This window comes from Yoonia sp. SWMV100 (assembly GCF_056108365.1).
Window position 1 is genome coordinate 824700 of sequence record NZ_JBWBAQ010000002.1, and the last position, 20107, is coordinate 844806.

The 20107-nt window shown below is 55.1% G+C and carries 20 protein-coding genes; 10 read left to right on the plus strand and 10 right to left on the minus strand.

Annotated elements, in window-relative coordinates; genetic code table 11:
* The first annotated feature begins 7 nt into the window (after positions 1-7).
* From ACXJGX_RS04180 to ACXJGX_RS04225, 10 genes are all read left to right on the plus strand, one after another.
* A complete protein-coding gene (locus ACXJGX_RS04180; RefSeq protein ID WP_474778916.1) occupies positions 8-664 on the plus strand; it encodes an OmpA family protein in 657 nt (218 codons plus the stop codon).
* 246 nt (positions 665-910) lie between these two features.
* On the plus strand, positions 911-2152 hold the full coding sequence (locus ACXJGX_RS04185) for a CpaE/TadZ family protein (protein WP_474778918.1): 1242 nt from the start codon (positions 911-913) through the stop codon (positions 2150-2152).
* An 11-nt stretch (positions 2153-2163) separates the two neighbouring features.
* Entirely contained in the window at positions 2164-3618 is a 1455-nt protein-coding gene (locus ACXJGX_RS04190; protein WP_474778920.1) for a CpaF family protein, read from the plus strand.
* Positions 3619-3624: 6 nt separating this feature from the next.
* Positions 3625-4590, plus strand: a complete 966-nt coding sequence (locus ACXJGX_RS04195) for a type II secretion system F family protein (RefSeq protein ID WP_474778922.1) — start codon at positions 3625-3627, stop codon at positions 4588-4590.
* 10 nt (positions 4591-4600) lie between these two features.
* A complete protein-coding gene (locus tag ACXJGX_RS04200; RefSeq protein WP_474778924.1) occupies positions 4601-5569 on the plus strand; it encodes a type II secretion system F family protein in 969 nt (322 codons plus the stop codon).
* A 6-nt stretch (positions 5570-5575) separates the two neighbouring features.
* Positions 5576-6133 (plus strand): tetratricopeptide repeat protein, encoded by a 558-nt coding sequence (locus ACXJGX_RS04205; protein WP_474778926.1) that lies wholly within the window; start codon positions 5576-5578, stop codon positions 6131-6133.
* 31 nt (positions 6134-6164) lie between these two features.
* Positions 6165-7019 carry a tetratricopeptide repeat protein gene (locus ACXJGX_RS04210; protein ID WP_474778928.1) on the plus strand — a complete coding sequence of 285 codons (855 nt, stop codon included), beginning with the start codon at positions 6165-6167 and terminating at the stop codon, positions 7017-7019.
* Between the two features lie 3 nt (positions 7020-7022).
* Positions 7023-7514: a prepilin peptidase gene (locus ACXJGX_RS04215; protein ID WP_474778930.1), complete on the plus strand. Its 492-nt coding sequence runs from the start codon at positions 7023-7025 to the stop codon at positions 7512-7514.
* A 135-nt stretch (positions 7515-7649) separates the two neighbouring features.
* Positions 7650-8960 (plus strand): ATPase, encoded by a 1311-nt coding sequence (locus ACXJGX_RS04220; protein WP_474778932.1) that lies wholly within the window; start codon positions 7650-7652, stop codon positions 8958-8960.
* Between the two features lie 74 nt (positions 8961-9034).
* Positions 9035-9820: an NAD(P)-dependent oxidoreductase gene (locus ACXJGX_RS04225; RefSeq protein WP_474778934.1), complete on the plus strand. Its 786-nt coding sequence runs from the start codon at positions 9035-9037 to the stop codon at positions 9818-9820.
* 22 nt (positions 9821-9842) lie between these two features.
* On the opposite strand, the gene folD is transcribed toward ACXJGX_RS04225, so the two are convergent.
* The 10 genes from folD to tolQ all read right to left on the minus strand — a co-directional run bounded on the left by folD (position 9843) and on the right by tolQ (position 20062).
* A complete protein-coding gene (folD, locus tag ACXJGX_RS04230) occupies positions 9843-10736 on the minus strand; it encodes a bifunctional methylenetetrahydrofolate dehydrogenase/methenyltetrahydrofolate cyclohydrolase FolD (RefSeq protein WP_474778936.1) in 894 nt (297 codons plus the stop codon).
* Between the two features lie 185 nt (positions 10737-10921).
* The gene (locus tag ACXJGX_RS04235) at positions 10922-11500 is read right to left on the minus strand and encodes an MOSC domain-containing protein (RefSeq protein ID WP_474778937.1); all 579 of its coding nucleotides are present in this window, start codon (positions 11498-11500) and stop codon (positions 10922-10924) included.
* Positions 11501-11625: 125 nt separating this feature from the next.
* The gene (ftsH, locus tag ACXJGX_RS04240; RefSeq protein ID WP_474778939.1) at positions 11626-13539 is read right to left on the minus strand and encodes an ATP-dependent zinc metalloprotease FtsH; all 1914 of its coding nucleotides are present in this window, start codon (positions 13537-13539) and stop codon (positions 11626-11628) included.
* Between the two features lie 77 nt (positions 13540-13616).
* On the minus strand, positions 13617-14888 hold the full coding sequence (gene tilS, locus ACXJGX_RS04245; protein WP_474778941.1) for a tRNA lysidine(34) synthetase TilS: 1272 nt from the start codon (positions 14886-14888) through the stop codon (positions 13617-13619).
* Complete coding sequence (gene ybgF, locus ACXJGX_RS04250) at positions 14879-15697, minus strand: tol-pal system protein YbgF (protein ID WP_474778943.1); 819 nt, start codon at positions 15695-15697, stop codon at positions 14879-14881. The genes tilS and ybgF overlap by 10 nt, the downstream gene beginning before the upstream one ends.
* A 20-nt stretch (positions 15698-15717) precedes the next feature.
* A complete protein-coding gene (pal, locus tag ACXJGX_RS04255; RefSeq protein WP_474778945.1) occupies positions 15718-16257 on the minus strand; it encodes a peptidoglycan-associated lipoprotein Pal in 540 nt (179 codons plus the stop codon).
* Between the two features lie 83 nt (positions 16258-16340).
* The gene (gene tolB, locus ACXJGX_RS04260; protein WP_474778947.1) at positions 16341-17657 is read right to left on the minus strand and encodes a Tol-Pal system beta propeller repeat protein TolB; all 1317 of its coding nucleotides are present in this window, start codon (positions 17655-17657) and stop codon (positions 16341-16343) included.
* 102 nt (positions 17658-17759) lie between these two features.
* A complete protein-coding gene (locus tag ACXJGX_RS04265; protein ID WP_474778949.1) occupies positions 17760-18905 on the minus strand; it encodes an energy transducer TonB in 1146 nt (381 codons plus the stop codon).
* A gap of 3 nt (positions 18906-18908) precedes the next feature.
* Positions 18909-19385 carry an ExbD/TolR family protein gene (locus ACXJGX_RS04270; protein WP_474778951.1) on the minus strand — a complete coding sequence of 159 codons (477 nt, stop codon included), beginning with the start codon at positions 19383-19385 and terminating at the stop codon, positions 18909-18911.
* 2 nt (positions 19386-19387) lie between these two features.
* Positions 19388-20062 (minus strand): protein TolQ, encoded by a 675-nt coding sequence (tolQ, locus tag ACXJGX_RS04275; RefSeq protein ID WP_474778953.1) that lies wholly within the window; start codon positions 20060-20062, stop codon positions 19388-19390.
* Positions 20063-20107: the final 45 nt, after the last annotated feature.

The window sequence follows — 20107 nt, forward strand, 5'->3', positions numbered from 1 at the left end:
CAGGTCAATGAAAAAACTTATGACATCAGCAATGGCTGCTGCTCTTCTTGCAGGTTGCTCAACAACAGTAGGTGATTTCCCGCAGCTTGGTTACGAAGCTGGGGCCGTTATCGACAATGGGCACTTCGGTAACTCGACGATGAACAATGTGATGGTTCAGTCGGGGCAAGAAGATTACCGTGTTAACTTGGCGGCTCGCTTTGCCTCTGAGATCGACTCGACCGTAAACTTCGCGTTTAACTCTGCGGTGCTCGACGCGCAGGCACTGCTTGTGCTGAAGCGTCAGGCAGATTGGATCCGTCAGTTCCCAGAGGTACGCTTCCGGGTGTACGGGCACACCGATCTTGTCGGCAGCCAATCCTACAACCGGGCCTTGGGTCTGCGTCGGGCACAGGCTGTGGTGGCTTATCTGACATCTCAGGGGATTAGCCGTAGCCGACTCGAAGCAGTTGCATCCTTCGGCGAAACACAGCCGATTATTTCGACAACGGATCCAGAGCGTCGCAATCGTCGTACCGTGACCGAAGTGTCCGGTTTCGTCGAAAACAATCCGCTGGTTCTGGACGGCAAGTACGCGCAAGTAATTTACCGCGAATACATTGCGCGTGCGGTACCAGCGACTGTTCTAGGCGGCACATCTGTTTCTGTCGCAACGGGCGGCTGAAAATAGCCTACCACAAAATTGTCCACGCCATGGGAATGTGGCGTGGACAGGTTGATTTGGACTTAATCGACGCAACATTCCTTTGCTTTCCGACCTTTTGGTCCAAATCTCGACACGATTCCCCCTGATAATGATGAAGATTCGCGCGCACTACTGACGGGTAGAGAGCATGCGTTTCTATTGCACTGGCGCAGACTGCTATTGGCGGAATAAGATGGGCAAAAGAAGTGATGAGGACGACAACGAATGACTGATAGTACGGCAGTACAACATGACGCACCGCCTATCGTCGCGTGCACGATTAGCCGCGATGTGCAAATTTTTGACCTGCTGATCGAGGATATGGAGGCGGCCCTAGGTGACGCCTGGGGTGACCTCAGCTTTGATGACGCCGCGGCCTTTCTTGTTCAAAAGGAAGCGCGTAGCCTTCAGTTCGTCACGATCGCAATGGACGCGCAAGACGAAGAAAACCTATCGCTCATTTCAGAAATCATCGCTGCCGCCAAAGCCGGCGGTATCAAGGTTATCTTGATCGCCGAAGATGTAAGCCCGACAGCACTGCATCAGCTTTTGCGCGAAGGTGGTGACGAATTTGTGCCCTACCCTTTGCCAGAAAATGAACTGGCACGTGCCATCGAACGCGTGCTGACAGCACAAGAACCTGCAAAATCAGAAACCGGCGGGAAGGCCTTTAAGGCAACGGGCGATAAGTCTGGCGTTATTGTACCGGTTCACGGGCTGGCTGGCGGGACAGGCGCGACGATGTTTGCCGTCAATCTTGCTTGGGAGCTCGCAAATATTGACAAGGACAACCCCCAAAAGGTGTGCTTGCTCGATCTTGATTTCCAATTTGGCTCAGCGTCAACTTACCTTGACTTGCCGCGCCGCGAAACAGTTCTGGAAATGTTGACCGACACAGAGTCGATGGATTCAGAAGGCTTTCTTCAGTCGATGTTGATGTACGATGAAAAGCTCCATGTTTTGACAGCCCCAACCGATATGATTCCGTTGGACATGATCACGCCTGCTGACATCAGCCGCGTGATTGAAATGGCACGGGTCAACTTTGATTATGTGGTCATCGACATGCCGACCACGATGGTTGAATGGTCTCAGACCGTGCTTGAGATGGCCCATATTTATTTTGCGACTATCGAACTTGATATGCGGTCGGCGCAAAATACGCTGCGCCTCAAACGTGCGCTTCAATCAGAGGATCTGCCGTTTGAGAAAATTCGGTTTATCCTGAATCGCGCGCCCGGGTTTACAGATTTGAACGGCAAGAGCCGGGTCAAACGCTTAGCAGATAGTCTAGGTATCTCGATCGATTTGCTGATGCCCGATGGCGGAAAGCCGGTGATGCAAAGCTGCGACCACGGTTCCCCGATGGCCGTCAGCATTCCCAAAAATCCACTGCGCAAAGAAATTATTAAACTTGCAAAGTCTATGCACGACATCAACAAAGCTGACGTCGAAGCCAGAGCTTAAGAGGCCAACATATGTTTTCGAAATATAAAAAGCCTAACGCCCCCAAAGACGCCCCTGCCGCTGGCAGTGTGCGCCCAAAGGTAAATGTCGCGCCAACGGCAGCCGCTGCACCGGTAGAGCGACAATCGTTGATGCGCGCCATGCCTGCCAAACGTCCAGCAGAGGTTGGTACGGTTGACAAAGACAAGCGTCGCAAAGAGCGACTTGGCGAAATTAAGCTAGAGCTGCACAAAGCTTTGCTTGACAACCTTAACCTCGCGGCACTTGAAACCGCATCCGAGCAAGAGCTGCGTTCCGAAATTAACGCGATCGCCAATGAAACGCTCGAAGAAATGGGTGTTGTGCTGAACCGCGAAGAGCGGCAAACGCTGAGCCAGGACCTTTTCTTTGAGGTTACAGGGCTTGGTCCACTCGAAACATTGCTAAAAGATGACACTGTCAACGATATTCTGGTCAACGGTCCTCAACAAATCTTTGTGGAACGCGACGGGAAACTACAACTGACCGACATCACTTTTAAAGATGAAAAGCACCTGTTGCGGATCATCGACAAGATCGTGTCCGCCGTTGGGCGTCGTGTTGACGAAAGTAACCCCTACGTCGATGCGCGCCTTGCGGATGGGTCTCGTTTCAACGCGATGGTTCCACCGATCGCGGTGGACGGCAGCCTTGTTTCAATTCGTAAATTCAAAAAAGATAAACTAGGCATCGAGGATCTGGTGCGGTTTGGTGCGTTTACGGAAGAAATGGCGGCGTATCTTCAGGCGGCAGTTTCCACGCGTCTGAACGTCATCGTATCAGGGGGTACCGGTTCCGGTAAAACCACAACGCTTAACGCGCTGTCATCATTTATCGACGATGACGAACGCATCCTGACGATCGAGGATACTGCGGAACTTCAACTTCAACAGACCCACGTCGGCCGGATGGAAAGCCGCCCACCAAACGTTGAAGGCAAAGGTGGCGTATCGCAACGCGACTGTCTGAAAAACGCACTGCGGATGCGCCCTGACCGGATTATCGTTGGGGAAACCCGCGGTGAAGAGGTTATCGACATGTTGCAGGCCATGAACACTGGCCACGACGGATCAATGACCACAATCCACGCCAACTCTGCGCGTGACGGGGTGTCACGTCTGGAAAACATGATCGCGATGGCCGGGATCGAAATGCCCCTTAAGGCGATGCGCAGCCAGATTTCATCGGCTGTGAACCTGATCGTACAGGCCTCTCGTTTGCAGGACGGTTCGCGCCGCATGACGTCCATCACAGAGATCACCGGGATGGAAGGTGACGTGATTTCGATGCAGGAAATCTTCCGCTATCAGCGGGTCGGCCTGACACCAGACAACAAAATCATCGGTCACTTTACCGCGACAGGCGTTCGGAGCCATTTTTCAGATCGCTTCAAACTTTGGGGTTATGATCTACCGCCGGCCATTTTTGAACCCATGGTTGCGGAGTAGTAACGTATGATTTCTGCTGCTCCCCTTATTTATGTTCTGATATTCGTCGCGGTTGTGGCGATGGTTCAAGGCATATATCTCCTCATCTTTGGTAAATCCATCAGCATGGACGGCAAGGTCAACCGCCGCTTGGATATGCTGGATAAGGGCGGAACCCGTGAACAGGTGTTGGACCAACTGCGCAAAGAAATGTCGCAGCATATGCGATCGCAAAGTATCCCGGTCTACTCTTTGCTTGCCGACAGAGCGCAGAAAGCGAACATTGTATTCACACCCACTCAACTGGTTATGATAATGGGTGTTCTGGGTGTCGTCGCGTTTGTCATGCTTACATTCTTAACACAACTTGGCGCCGCTGTGCGTCTTCCGGTCGCAATGCTCATGGGCGTTGCTGGGGTTTTTGTTTGGGTCAGCCGCAAAGCGAATAAGCGTATGGCGATGATTGGCGAGCAACTGCCTGAGGCCGTAGAACTCATGGTGCGCTCGCTACGTGTTGGCCACCCATTCTCTGCATCCCTTCAGATCGTATCGAACGAAATTGCCGATCCACTGGGCACAGAGATTGGATTGATCTCAGACGAAGCCGCCTATGGTCGAGACATGGGTGAAGCACTCAAATCGATGGCGGAACGTCTGGATAATCAGGATATGCGTTTTTTGGCTGTGGCCGTTAGCATTCAGCAAACGTCAGGTGGGAACCTTGCCGAAATTTTGGACGGCTTGGCCAAGGTGATCAGGGCACGTTTCCGCCTGTTTCGCCGCGTCAGCGCAATTACCGCTGAAGCAAAGTGGTCCGGTAACCTGTTGTCCGCCTTTCCAATCCTTGCGTTAATTATGATTACGCTGGTGAAACCTGACTATTTTGACGAGGTCATGGAAAGCCCGATGTTCATTCCGGCCTGTTTCGTCATCGGTGCGTTTTTGGTGCTAAACATGATCGTGATGCGCAGCCTCGTTAATATTAAAGTCTAAGGGAAAGATTATGGAAGCCTTTCAAACCGCGATTTCGGATCTTCTCGGACCCTATGGTGGAATTATCCTGATAGGGCTACTTGGCGCATTCTTAGTCCTTCTCACCTTACCAACCCTCATGAAAAAACAAGAGGACCCGCTTGATCGTTTGAAGGCCGGTGCGCGCCAAAACGATAAAAAAACAGCCAAAGGTGAAAAGCTTCGTACCGCAACCAGCAAAGACAAATTAGAAAAATACTCCAGCTTTTTGGAACCTCAGAACGCTGACGAATACTCTGCCGTTAAACTTAAGCTGTTACAGGCAGGCTATCGCGGCCAAAACTCGGTTCGTATTTACCATTTCTTGCAATTTGCCTTAGGCATCTTCGGACTTTTGATAGGCGGGATTTACGCTATCTACAAAATGTCCCTTGGCGACGTCGACACGCAAAGCATTGCGTTTACGATCTTGGTCCCTGGTGGCGCCGGCTATATGCTGCCTAAGTATTGGGTGACACGCCGTCAAGCGGTCCGTCAGGAGGCCATTACCAACGGTTTTCCGGATGCTCTTGATCTGATGCTTGTCTGTGTGGAGGCAGGTCAATCCATGGACCAATCGATTATTCGTGTGTCTAAAGAACTACGTTCTGGCTTTCCAGATATTTCCGACGAATTTGAACTCGTCAGCCAGGAAGTCAAAGCAGGCAAAGACAAAACCACCGTTTTGAAGGACATGGCAGAACGTTGCGGCGTACAAGATATCACCAGCTTTGTTACAGTTTTGGTCCAATCACAGCAGTTTGGTACATCCATCGCTGATGCGCTGCGCGTGTATTCCCTAGAAATGCGCGACAAGCGCGTGATGCGCGCCGAAGAAAAAGCAAACAAATTGCCCACCAAGATGACACTCGCAACGATGATGTTGACGGTTCCTCCGCTGATGGCAATTTTGATCGGCCCGTCTATCTACGCCATAGCAAAGAACCTTGGCGGGGGTTAAACTGTGATGACACACAGAAAGATCGCCTATGGTCTTGCGCTCATCATTCTGGCCGCCTGTTCTTCAGGCGGTCTCAATGAATCTGACGGTGTGTTTGCGCCCGGTGTCGCTGGAGAAAGCAATGTTGATGGCTTGGTCGTTGGGCACCGACTGATGGCATCGGGCGAATACGAACTAGCACTCAAAGCATATAACCGCGCCGCGGCTCAGCAAGGGTTGAACGTCGACACGATGTCGGCGATCGGATCGGCCAATCTTAACTTAGGGCGCTTGAACCAAGCCGAACGCTGGTTGCGCATGGCGGTCGAAAAGGATCCCACGTTCCCTCCCGCGTGGAACAACCTAGGCGTAATTTTGATGGAAAAAGGGAATGTCGCTGAAGCGAGCGAAGTGTTCCGGCGTGCATATGCCGCAGATAACGGGAATTCAGATGAAATTCGCGACAACTTGACTTTAGCACTCGCAAAATTAGAAAATGTTGAAAATAATGTGCTACAAGACGATCAGAACTTTAATTTGATCCGCCGCGGTGCCGGAGATTTCGTACTGATGTCGGACCTCTGAGGTAAGAGCAGCAAAAAAGGACGCAAAAAATATGCGCCATTCGATTATTTTGACGCTATGCGTCGCTTCGTTTGCGATGACCGCATGCGAAAAATCAGCCGACGAACAAGTAGAAGAGGCCCTGCGTGATATCAACGTTATTGATGAATCAAACCTCAATGATGTGATGTTGACCGTTGGCGACCCGGAAGAGGCAGTACGCTATTTTTCGGGCGCATCGGCAAACTCCCCTGAACGCATCGATTTGCGGCGCGGCCTTGCCAAATCACTGGTCCGCGCAGACCGGATCCCAGAGGCGATAACAGCCTGGCAATCTGTGTTGACCTATCCCGACGCCACCAGTGAAGATCGCGTTGAACTGGCAGGTGCGTTCATTCGTGCAAGCCAATGGGACGATGCGGCCGCACAACTGAACACCGTCCCGCCAACATATGAAACCTTCAAACGCTACCGCTTTGAAGCAATGGTGGCGGACAGCCGCCAACAATGGAGCAAGGCAGACAGCTTTTATGAAACGGCGTCTGGTCTGACAACACGCCCAGCCTCGGTCTATAATAACTGGGGCTATTCAAAGTTGACACGTGGCGATTACTCGGGTGCTGAGCGGCTCTTTATAGATGCGTTGCGCCATGATCCGGGGCTGTTCACAGCGAAAAACAACCTTGTTTTGGCGCGTGGCGCGCAGCGCAACTACACCCTTCCGGTGGTGACCATGACACAAGTCGAGCGGGCGCAATTGCTGTACACAATGGCGCTAACAGCAATCAAGCAAAACGACGTAAGGACAGGGAAATCACTGCTGGCCGACGCGATCGAGACCCATCCGCGTCACTTCGAAGAAGCAGTGCGCGCGTTGGCCGCGCTCGAAAACAACGCGGTCAACTAGGTGATGGGTTTAACAGCATATTCAGCGCTTTGGTTTCTTCCCGCCGTCATTCCTGTGTCGATATACGTGTCATGGAGCGATATGCGCAGCATGAAAATCCCGAACATGGCGACGGATTTCTTGCTGCTCTATTATGCTGTGATCGGGCTCATTGCCCTACCCTTCTATGACTACCTTTGGCATTGGTCGCATTTTGCTGTCGTCCTGGCGATCGGGATTTTGATGAATGCAGCAAAGGTCTTGGGTGCGGGCGACGCCAAATTCATGGCTGCCGCCGCACCAATGGTTGCCTATGCTGACCTAAGGTTGGTGTTTGCGCTGCTGGCGTCGTGTCTATTGGCCGGCTATGTCACCCACCGCATTGCACGCTTATCCTTCATTCGCAAAATGACCCCCCAATGGGAAAGCTGGGACACAGGGCGCAAGTTTCCAATGGGCCTTCCCCTGAGCATGACATTGTTGTTTTACTTGCTGATCGTCGCAATCTATCGATAAAAGAAAACGGCTGCTTCAGGTAATGCCTTGGACAGGCGCAGGTTTGTTCACTATTTCGCCACAATAGGCTGGTTTCATCCACACCAAATCTGGGTCGGTACGCGGACCTAAAACTCTAGGTAATGGGCTAACGATATGAATGTTCAGACAACCGGTGTAGTAGCACCTCCTGCGCCGCGCAGCCTTGATGCGATGTTGCTGCCTATGGCGATGATGCGTGACATTCTGATTAAGACGATGTTCCGGATGAACCTGAGCCAAGTGTCGCAAATCAGCCGCGCGATTTGTTTGCCCGTGCCTGTCACCCAAGAATTGGTGGATATGGCCCGCGGCCAGCTTCTGCTTGAGGCCACAGGTACCTTGAATGCCAATAACGGCAATGAAATGGGCTATCAGCTAACGGATGCGGGTCGCGCAAGGGCGCTCGATGCGCTGACGCAATCGGAATACTACGGCGCCATGCCTGTACCGCTGCAAATTTATAGTGAACAAATCAAACGGCAGTCGATCCGCAACATTCAGATTTCGCGTGAACAGCTATCGACCGCGATGGGTCACCTGATTCTTCCACCTGATCTGCTGTCCAACTTGGGTCCAGCAGTCGGTGCAGGCCGGTCGATCCTGATGTACGGACCACCTGGCAACGGCAAATCATCGATTTCGAACGGGATTAGGGATGCGCTTGGTGACAAAATATACGTCCCGCGCGCGATTGAATACTCGGGTCAGGTGATCACCGTCTATGACCCCATCGTGCACAGCTCTGCTGAAGATGACGTTGACGATCCCAACAGCCTGCGCCGGACCTCGGGTCGCTTTGATACACGCTATGTGCGGTGTGAACGGCCAACGGTCATCACCGGGGGTGAATTGTCACTTTCGATGTTGGACCTCGTCTACAACCCGACCGCGCGAACATATCAAGCGCCGCTGCAGCTTAAGTCTACCGGCGGCATCTTTATTGTCGACGACCTTGGGCGTCAGGCTGAACCGCCACAGACACTCGTTAACCGTTGGATTGTTCCGCTAGAGGAAAACAAAGATATTCTTGCCCTGCAATCGGGTGAAAAATTCGAAGTGCCTTTTGACACGCTCGTCATTTTCTCGACCAACTTCCACCCCAACGCGATCTTCGATAAAGCGGCTTTGCGGCGGATCTTCTTTAAAATCAAGATCGACGGGCCAAGCCAAGAGGATTTTCTCAAGATTTTTGCGATGGTCGCGCGCAAACGCAAGATGCCGCTTGATGAGGACACGCTCGTCCACCTCCTGAACGTACGCTACCCCGAGATCGACAATGTCTATGCCAACTATCAGCCGATCTTTTTGATCGACCAGATGATTGCGATTTGCGAATTTGAAGGCATCCCCTATCAGATGTCCCCTGACCTGATTGACCGTGCCTGGGCGAACATGTTCGTGAAAGAAGAAGACATCGTTCACTGATCAGCCGCTATTTTCATCCAACTGACGTCCCATTACCAAGTGGGAAGTCAGTTGGTTTTCGGGGGGGAACGCGTATGCAAAACGGGATCGGTGTCGCAGGCTGCGGCCGCATGGGAAAACCTATGCTCGAAAATCTGCAAAAGGCCGGTTTTCGCGCACTCGGGTATGACCCCCGCCCCGACGCCGGTGTCGCGACCAACATCGAAACCTTTTGCGACGGATTACAAACGCTGATCACGGTTGTCCGTGACGCGATCGAAACCGAAGCGCTGCTATTTGGTGACCAATCCGTTGTCACGCGTGCCACAGCCCTGCGTACAATCATCATCAGTTCGACACTGTCACCGCATTACGTCAAATCATTGCGCGCACGCATCCCGGCAACGGTTACCCTGATTGATGCGCCGATGTCGGGGGCGCAGGTGCGCGCGAAAGCGGGGACCCTGACGTTTATGGTCGGTGGGGACGCGGCCCCCGTGATGCCGCTGCTACACGCAATGGGCCGCGACATTCACCATATGGGCGCATTCGGTGCGGGCATGACCGCCAAGGTGCTGAACAACCTTTTGGCCGCATCGCACACTGCGATGACACGGCTGGTACTGGATTGGGGCGACGCACAGGGCGTGGACGAAGAAAAGCTGCTGTCGCTGATCGGCACTGCGTCAGGCCAAAACTGGCTGGCCTCTGGATTTGACGAGATCGAATTCGCCCGTGACGGGTTCACCGACGATAACAGTATCGGTATTCTGGCCAAAGATGTCGGTGCCGCGCTTGATATCGCGCCGGACAGCAACACCGCCCTCCCCGAGGCGGTACGGACGGCCATTCAAAACCTGAAACCGCGCCCAAAACGTTAACATGATTTCTGGCCCACCGCGTTTAGACGGTCAGCCCCTCAGGCTCTGGAAATCCGTTCGCGCGGCAACAGGCGGTGACTGTGTTTGCCAACAGACATGCAATCGTCATAGGGCCAACGCCACCGGGCACGGGCGTGATCGCCCCTGCGACAGCCGCACAGCTGTCAAAGTCGACATCGCCGACCAGCCGTGTGCCGCCTTCGGGCTTGTCGATCCGGTTGATACCAACATCGATCACGGTCGCCCCCGGTTTGATCCAATCACCAGTGATCATTTGTGGACGCCCAACAGCGGCCACCACAATATCGGCGCCGCGCACAACACCTGCCAAATCTTTGGTCCGGCTGTGGGCAATCGTCACCGTGCAGCTGTCATTCAACAGCAACTGTGCCATCGGTTTACCGACGATATTTGACCGCCCGACCACGACTGCATTCAGGCCCGAAAGGGTGCCATGGTAATCGCGCAACATCATCAAGCACCCCAGCGGAGTGCAAGGCACCATGCTTTTCTGTCCGGTGCCCAACAAGCCCACGTTAGAAATATGAAACCCGTCCACGTCCTTGGCCGGATCAATGCTGTTGATCACCAGATCGCTGTTCAGATGCGCGGGCAACGGCAGCTGCACCAAAATGCCATGTACGGCGGGATCGTTGTTCAGCTGATCAATAAGCGCAAGCAGCACATCTTCGGGGGTATCGACATCCAACTTATGCTCATAGCTGTTCATCCCGACCTCTAGGGTCATTTTACCCTTTGAACGGACATAGACTTGGCTCGCGGGATCTTCGCCAACCAACACAACCGCAAGGCCGGGCGTGATCGCGTGGTCATTTTTCAATCTGCTGACGTGCGTTCCAACTTGGGCGCGCACTTTGGCGGCAAAGGCTTTTCCGTCGATTACTGTGGCTGTCATGGTCATACGGTCCCGGCGCTAAAAATTGTCAGACAGCAGCGTCCTAACCTGAAGCAAGGGCCTGCGCAAATACCGTGTTTGTTCAACCCGAATTTAGCCGGTTTGCAAGCCCGCATGCGGACCATTCGGACACTTGTATCGCCGGAAACGCCGGCAAAGGGTGCAGGTGTTTCACACCCGAAACCTTAGCCGCGCCATGCACGCTGATCGGGGACGTGCAATCGCACCTCGTCACCGACGCGCACCTGCCCCGGACATTCAACCCAAGCCGTCACGCCGCGTTTGCCATTGGCAGCAGTTTTAAACTTTGCCCCGGCGCCGGGGTAATCCGCATCAATTACCTTGGCGGGCAAATGGCATGGCCGGTTTTCCATATCCACAACCAACGTGGACCCATCCGGGAACTGCAGGCGCGACGATGGCGGCAGATGGGTGAAATCCGGAATTCCCTTGATCACCATCGACGCCCCAACGTACTGTGGGTCCAGCGCGGCCAGACCGCAGTCATGCGCAATCTCAGTAAGCTCTTCAGCCGACAACACGCTCAATTGCCGCACATTGCGAATTTCGGTGTTACGTTTGTATTGGCTACTGACGCGAGAACAGGACGGGCGCGTCAGACCCGCATGAATTTCACCGGGGATACCCGCAAAGGTCAGATCGGCGGTCTCTTGCGCCTTAGACGCCAATGACGCGTCACGGTCAGGAACGTGACCGATCCAGACAACTTCGCCGGTAATCTTGGTTGGTTTCAAAGCGGGCATGGCGGACCTTTCGTTGCGATTTATCGGTAGGGGTAAGCGATCTGCAACGGTCGGCGCAATCGTTGTTTCGTCATCTGCGCGACCCATAAAAAACGCCGCCCAGATCAGGGGGCGGCGTTTTAAACTTATGCGGTTGGTTCCGGCTCAAGCCCGGCATCCGGTGCTGGTGGCTTTTTCGACTTGGTCTTCGGAATGGCGGTGACCGACGGTGTTTCACTCACAGGTGTATCGCCCGCATCATCGCCCGCTTGCGGCGGATCACCTGCCATCACCCGCTTGATCTCTGCACCCGTCAGCGTTTCATATTCCAACAGGCCCTGCGCCAAGCGCTCGAATTCGGTGTTCTTTTCGATCAGGATCTTACGCGCAAGGTCGTACCCGTCTTGAATAAACAGGCGCACTTCTTCCTCGATCAGTTCTTTGGTGTGCGCCGAAACAGAAAGTCCTGCTGTATTCCCCTGATAACCCTCGTGCGCCTCAGCATAGTCGATGTTACCGATTTTGTCGGACATGCCCCAGCGCAATACCATGGCACGGGCCAATTGGCTTGCCTGCTGAATATCCCCTGCGGGGCCATTGCTGACTTGATCCGGGCCGTATTTGATAATCTCTGCCGCTTTACCGGCCATCGTCATCGCCAGACGTTGGTGGCATTCGTCCTTGAACATGTTCAGGCGGTCCATCTCTGGCAGGCTCATCACCATGCCCAATGCGCCACCGCGTGGTATGATCGTCGCTTTGTAAACCGGATCACACTTGGGCAGGGAAATCCCCACAACGGCATGGCCCGCTTCGTGGTAGGCGGTCATTTCTTTTTGTTCTGCGGTCATCACCATCGACCGACGCTCTGCGCCCATCATGACCTTGTCTTTCGCTGATTCGAAATCGATCATTGTGACAAACCGGCGCCCCACGCGCGCGGCCATCAATGCAGCCTCGTTCACAAGGTTCGCCAGATCAGCGCCCGAGAACCCGGGCGAGCCGCGCGCGATAATGCGCAGATCAACGTCAGGACCAAGCGGAATTTTACGTGCGTGGACACCCAAAATTTTCTCGCGGCCTTTGATATCCGGATTTGGCACCGTGATTTGGCGGTCGAAACGGCCCGGGCGCAACAGCGCAGGGTCCAGCACGTCACGGCGGTTGGTGGCCGCGACGATGATCACGCCTTCATTGGCCTCAAAGCCGTCCATTTCAACAAGCAACTGGTTGAGCGTCTGTTCACGTTCGTCGTTGCCGCCGCCATGGCCTGCGCCACGTGACCGCCCAACGGCGTCGATTTCGTCAATAAACACGATGCAAGGCGCGTTTTTCTTGGCTTGTTCAAACATGTCACGCACACGCGATGCACCCACACCCACGAACATTTCAACAAAATCAGATCCGGAAATGGTGAAGAACGGAACACCCGCCTCGCCTGCAATCGCCCGCGCAAGAAGCGTTTTACCAGTACCCGGAGGTCCGACCAGCAATGCACCTTTTGGAATTTTCCCGCCAAGGCGGCTGAATTTCTGCGGATTGCGCAAAAATTCGACGATTTCTTCAAGTTCTTCTTTGGCTTCGTCGATGCCGGCCACATCATCAAACGTGACCCTGCCCTGTTTTTCGGTCAGCAGCTTCGCGCGCGACTTGCCAAAGCCCATTGCGCCGCCTTTGCCACCGCCTTGCATCCGGTTCATAAAGTAGATCCAGACCCCGATCAGCAAAACGAACGGGAACAGCGTGACCAAAAACGACTGAAGCAACGATGTTTCCTGACTTTTTGCAGTCACAGATACATCTGACGCGATCAACAAATTTGTGATCTCGGCGTCTTCGGGTTTAATCGTCGTATATGTCGTACCGTTCACGACGTAGCGCACGTTTTCGCCGTCAATCGTGACATCTGCCACCTGATTCGCCTGTACCGATTCAACAAAATCTGAATAGCTTTTGCTATTACCGCTTGTTGCGGTGGGTGTGCCGCTGAAAATCTGGAACAGGCCCAGAACCATCAGAAACAAGACGATCCAAAAGACCATATTTCTCGCGTTGCCCAAGGGGAACTCCTTTGAAGTCGGGGAATGAAAACCACAGAGTCGTTTTCAACCGTTTCATCTAAAATAGAGGCTAATGCTTAATCTTCAATGCCAAACGCCGCAGAATGGAAATCCGTGACAATCTGCGCAGACCAGCCATTCGACAGACCCGCGACCGGTGCCGCCAAAAGCGCGCCATCACGCCAAACGGCAGGGGACGCCATGAGCGACGATTGCGGGATATCAAGACGGCGCCAGTCCGTACATTGCCGCAGCCCGTCCCCTAATGCCGCAAACCGAAGACCGGGCGTCATTGGTCCCTCTAGATACCATCGCCGGTCCCATTGCACACCCGCGTCTGGGCTTTGCCCCGCAATTACGACGGGTGTCGCCGCGGCCTCGCGGACCAAACGCGCGCCACCGCCGGGCTGCGGCAAAAGAATGCACCCCGACAGCGTGACCTTCTGACCTTTGCGCACCTGATCCACCCGCGCCATCAGACTATCAAACCGCGGGCGGTATGTTTGGCCAGCCATCCACGAGAATGCCGCGGCCATGACCCGCCGTGGTGTGTCATCTTTGTCCAGGATCACGCCTTCGGGATCGAAAATCAGATCACCCGCATCTTGCCGCACATGGCGGCGCGCAAAATCAAAAGCACTTTTTTGCAGTGATCGATGTGCGGCCTGCATATGATCCACCGTTTGCAACAACCGTTTGCGGGTCATACCCAGCGCTTCCAACTGGGTATACATTTGACGCGCGCGCACCCGGTCAAAGCGTCGGTCTTCGTTGCTGGGGTCATCACACCAGCGGATGTTTTGGTCTTTTAGCCACGCGCGCAGGTGCGCGCGGGTCATACCCAAAAGCGGTCGCACAATCTGCAGGCCATCACGCATGGCGGTTTGGTTCATCGCCGTCAGCCCGTCCACACCGGACCCGCGTGCCAAACGCATCAACAGGGTCTCGACCTGATCGTCTTCGGTGTGACCCAGAAAGACAGCGTCTATTCCTGCACCCTTCGCCCAACGTGCAATGGCTTGCCAACGCCCATGACGCGCAGCCGCTTGCAGGTTTCCGGTTTTATCCCAAGTCCAGTGCAGCACGTGATGTGCCAGACCCAGTTGGGCTGCCTGATCACGAACAACGGCAATTTCGGTGGCAGCGCCTGACCGTAAACCGTGATCAACTGATACCACATGCAACATTTCGGGACTGATCATGCGCGCAGCCATATGCATCATCGCGATTGAATCGCCGCCACCCGATACCGCCAATGCAACAGCGCGGCGTGGAAAAGCCACACCACTTTCCGTAACGATGCGTGAAAACTGTCCCGTCAGATCAGTTAGCGCGACGTCTACTGGCATCCCAAATTCTGCATCGCCAATTGCGCGTCACTGACCGATGGGTGGCCGGGAAAGCGTACATTGACCTCGGCTAAGGTCAAACATGCGTCTTGAGTTTGGCCGATTTCGCCCAATGATGCGCCCAGCTTGAACAGGGCTTGCGGGGCTTGCGCGCCGGCGGGATCGCCCGAAAAAGCTTCGAGATATGCGCGCGCCGCATCTGTGGGTTGCCCCAATCCTTCCAACGCCTGACCACGCATAAAATTCGCCTCAGAGGCTACCGGGCTTCCCGGATAGGACGAGTTAAAGGCCGTAAGCTGGTCCAAGGCGCCGCGAAAGTCACGGTTGGCGAGCGCCTCCCGGGCTCGCTGAATGTCGGTCTGTTCGCCAATAGCAAGCGATGGTCCACCAGTTGCGGGTGGCAGATTTGGGGCTGGTACGTTTGCACCGTTATCAACACCACCCAAGTTAGGCGTATCGCCTAACTGACCAATGTCACAGTTGCTCTCCAGCTCGCAAAGTCGAAATTCAAGATCACCAATCCGGTTGGTGCCATCAACCGTGATACGGTTCACACGGAATTCCAGCTCTTCGGTTTTGGACGTCAGTCGCTGCAACTCCGCCTCGATCGCGTTCAGGCGGTCAAGCGGGGTGTTGCCAACCACCCCTGTGCTTAGGCCGCCCGTGGTCGACAGTTCCGTGCGCAACCGTTGCACGTCGACATAAAGTCCGGTCAATTGTTGGCGAATGTCGGCCAACGTTTCATCCTGCGAAAGGGCAGGCATCGGCGCAAACAAAACAGCACAAACAAGAGCAATACGGTGCAACATGGAACGTCCTTTAGGCTAGATTAGCTAGTGATGGCCGAGAACGACAGCACCGTCACGGCGCGGCGGTTCTTAGCATAACAGCTTTCCTCAGAGCAAATTTCGATCGGGCGCAGTTTGCCATAACTGATTACTTCTAGCCGGGATGCCGGAACCCCGCGCGAGACCAGATATTCACGCACAGCGTTCGCACGACGCCCGCCCAAAGCAAGGTTATATTCGCGGGTGCCCTGCTCGTCAGCGTGCCCTTCCACAACGGCGCGGTAATCGGCGTTGGTCAGCAGCCATTGGGCTTGACCATCCAGAATGCGCTGCCCTTCGGGGGTCAGTGTGGACGTATCAACGGCAAAAAGCACGCGATCACCAATTGTCTGGTTAAAATACAGCGGGCTGCGCGGGTCACTTACCGACCCGGCCATGCCACCGTCCATCCCGACGCCGCCAGCACCACCGGCGCCGCCAGCACCACCAGCACCCGCGCCGCCAGCAAAACGGTCTGGATTGGTACATGCCGCAGTGCCCAAGACAAGGAGCATAACCGCCGCTTTTGTCATGATTTTCATAGTTTCAATTCCTGTTTTTATCTGCTCGTTTTTCCCAGCATAGCATGGCTACATCGTTCTGGGAACGTCACTTTTGTTATGTATTACGGCTGCAACGGTCCCCATGACGGGTCTGAAGCGGCGCCTTGCACCGGGACGGCCTTTAGGTTGCGTCCGGAAATGTCGACAGAATAGATCGCAGATGTCCCATCAGCGCCTTGGCTTTCACGACTAAACATGATGACGCGGCCGTTGGGCGACCAGGTCGGGCCTTCATCCAAGAATGACGCCGTCAACAGCCGCTCTTCTGATCCGTCAGTGCGCATCACGCCGATATGGAACCGGCCCGCATGCTGTTTTGTAAAGGCCACCAGATCACCGCGTGGCGACCAGACAGGCGTGCTATAACGCCCCTCTCCGAACGAAATCCGGCGCGCTTCGCCACCGTTGGCGGACATGATGTAGATTTGCTGTGTCCCGGAACGGTCGCTCTCGAACACGATCTGGCTGCCATCGGGGGACAGGCTTGGCGCTGTTTCAATCGACGGGGCCGATGTCAGTTGCACAAACTGGCCGGACGCCAGATCGCTGCGGTAAATGTCCGTATTGCCGCCGTTGGTCAGACTATAGATAATAGACCCGCCATCGCGCGAAAAACGTGGGCTAAACGCCATTTCTCCCGGTGCGGTCTGCAATTGCTGCCGCCCCACAGTTGCAACATTCAGCACGTTGATCCGGGGGAAACCGCTTTCAAAGCTGGTGTAAAGCACGCGGTCGCCGTTGGGCGAAAACCGCGGAGCCAACACGATAGAACTGCTATCGGTCAGATACTGCAGGTTTGCGCCGTCGAAATCCATCACCCCAAGACGCATCTGACGGTTATCTTTGGGGCCGCTTTCCCCGACAAACACAACCCGGCTGTCAAAATACCCGCCCTCGCCTGTGATCCGGCTATAGACGGCGTCAGCGACCTTGTGGCCCATGCGCCGCCAACCAGCGGTCGTGCCGGCAAATTGCAATCCGCCACCCAGTTCTTGCCCGGAAAACACGTCGTAAAGGCGAAACTTTACGGTTAGTTGGCCGCCGTTGACCGCAACAGCACCGGTCACTAAAGCCTGTGCATTGATGGCGCGCCAGTCAGCAAAGGCCACCGGCTGCGAAAACCCCGACACCTGCGAAATAAACGCGTTCGCCGGAATTTCGCGAAATAACCCGCTGCCCTGCAAATCCTGCGCCACAAGACGGCTGATGTCATTGGCCGCTTGGGTGGCTTCGGCGTTTTCGGCCTGAAACGTGGGGGCTGCGAATGTGATGGGTTCGATCACGCCATCGGTGATGGTCAACCGCAGCGGACCATTTTGGGCAACAACCGGCGCCGCCAATAGCAGCGCCACTAAGAGTGTCAGAAATCTTTTGATCATCTTTGCCTCACTTCGCGTGTTTGGGTGTGTCCCAAATCTGCGTATATCTTTCTATTATAGCAGTGTGTGAAATCTTTTCACCTCACCTGCGCGTGTTCATCGTTAACGTAGTCTCATTCCGCTCGGATCAAAGGTAATCACAACTTCTTTCCATTGGTCATATTTGTCGGCAGGCAGTTGATAGCCCCCCGATTGACATCGCAGTATCGCGCGCCGTGCCGCCTCGAACGCTGTCGCTACGGCACTTTGATCCCCTTGTGAGCTTACCAACCTTGGCTGACCTACAACCTGACCGCTCTGGTCGAGATCAAACGCCACCTCAACTGTCACGCGTGACGCAACCGATCCGGGGTCAACGTTCCAACACCGATTCACAGAAACCCGAAAGCTGTCGCGCTCCGACCCGGTCATTGGCGGCCCTGCCACGGCGGCCGTTGGCGCGGCAGCAGCACTTGCGGCAGCTTCTGCAAGAGCCTGCGCAACAGCGTCCACTTCGGGCTCGGCCGGTGTTGGCGTCACAGGATCGGGCGCAGGTGTTGCGACCTCGGTTGGTGGTTCGGCGGCGTCTGGCGCAGGGGCAGGCGGTATTGGACGGCTCGGACGCGCAACAGGGCGCAGCGATGTTTCCACCAAACCCGACGGCTTGACGTTTTCCAACGCAATCTCGGTCGCCGTTTCCTCTGGAGCGGTTGGTCGCACCTCTTCGGTCACAACGATCGGCGGGGCCGTCTGGTCAGGCACAACCTCTGGGCGTACAGTCGGGTCGTCCTCTGCGTCAGGCGGAGGCGGCGCGGACGGTGTCGATGCAATGACATCCGCCTGCGTCGGCGCGGGCGGCGCCGTGATATCAACATTGGGGGATGATGGCAGCGATTCGGGCACATCTGGCACCACAGGTGGCGTATCGGTCGCATCCGTCACCAAAGGCGCAGGCGGCGGCGGCGGCGGCAATTCAATGATCGGCTGTTCGACAGGATCTGGCAAAGGGGCTGGTTCTGGCGCCTGTTCAATCACAGGTGGCGCAGGCGCTGCATCATCCACAACCGGCTGCAGGGGTGTCACAGGGGTTGCATCGCTTGGAAGCTCTGCGCGCGCCGCCACCATCTCATCAAAGGCCTCGCCGCTGATAACGGACACATCCATAGTATCAAACTTCAGTGGCTCAGAATTGAACCCCCACCCAAAGAGCAGCCAGCCAATCAGGGCAATATGGCCTGTGGCAGAAATATAGGTGCCCGGCGTCTGCATGATCTATCTGCCAGATCCCGCGAAGCCAGGGCCGCCCACGTCTGTCACAAGGCCGATATTGGAAAATCCACCCGCATTCAGCGCGCCCATGATTTCGGCGACGCGGTTCCACTGGTTTGCACCATCCGCGCGCAAAAAGATGCGATCGCTGGTGCGTTCAGCGGCAATCGCTTGCAGCTTTGCCACCAGTTCCTCTGGGGCGGTTTCTGTCTCTTGAATCATCACCACACCCTCTGCGGTGATCGTCACGGTCAGCGGTTCTTCGTCGTCACCCGGCAAGGCGTCAGCAGCGGTCTTTGGCAGATCAACAGGCACACCCACCGTCATCAACGGGGCTGCCACCATAAAGATGATCAACAGCACCAACATCACATCCACAAACGGCGTAATATTGATTTCGGCCATCGGTTGGGTTCCGCCACCGCGGCGGCGACGGCGCCTGCCGCCCCCACCACCAGATTTCATCACACCTGCGCCCATGATCAGCTATCCAACTGGCGACTAAGAATGGTCGCGAATTCGTCGGCAAAGGCCTCGTAGCCCGCGACGATCCGATCACTATCCGCGGACAGCTTGTTATAAAATATCACCGCAGGAATCGCCGCCATCAGGCCCAAACCTGTGGCCAACAGCGCCTCTGCGATGCCGGGGGCGACCACAGCAAGGTTTGTGTTTTGGGCTTCTGCGATCTCGATAAAGGCGTTCATGATGCCCCAGACGGTGCCGAACAGACCGACAAACGGCGCAGTTGACCCGACAGTGGCCAAAACTGGCAGACCTTTTTGCAGCTTTGCGGCCTCTTTCGCGATCGCGACATCCATCGACCTGTCGATCCGCGCTGTGGCCCCGGCAATCAGCCCACCGTCCTGACGGTGTGACCGGCGCCATTCCAACATTCCCGCGACAAAAATCTTTTGGCTCGCGCCCTCGGGATCCGTGCCAATTTTGTCAAACAATGCGTCCAAAGGTTCGCCCGACCAAAACTGACGGTCAAACACATCTGCCTCTGCGCGGGCTTTGCGATACTGGATGATCTTGTCCACGATCACTGCCCAGCACCAAATTGACGCCGAGATCAGCAAGATCATGACAAGTTTAACGGTAAGTGTTGCGCGCGCGAATAACGCCCACATTGTGAAGTCGGTTGCTGCGTCCATATGCCTGCTCTGCCTGTAGGCCCGGTTTTGGGCTCTGATTAGTTC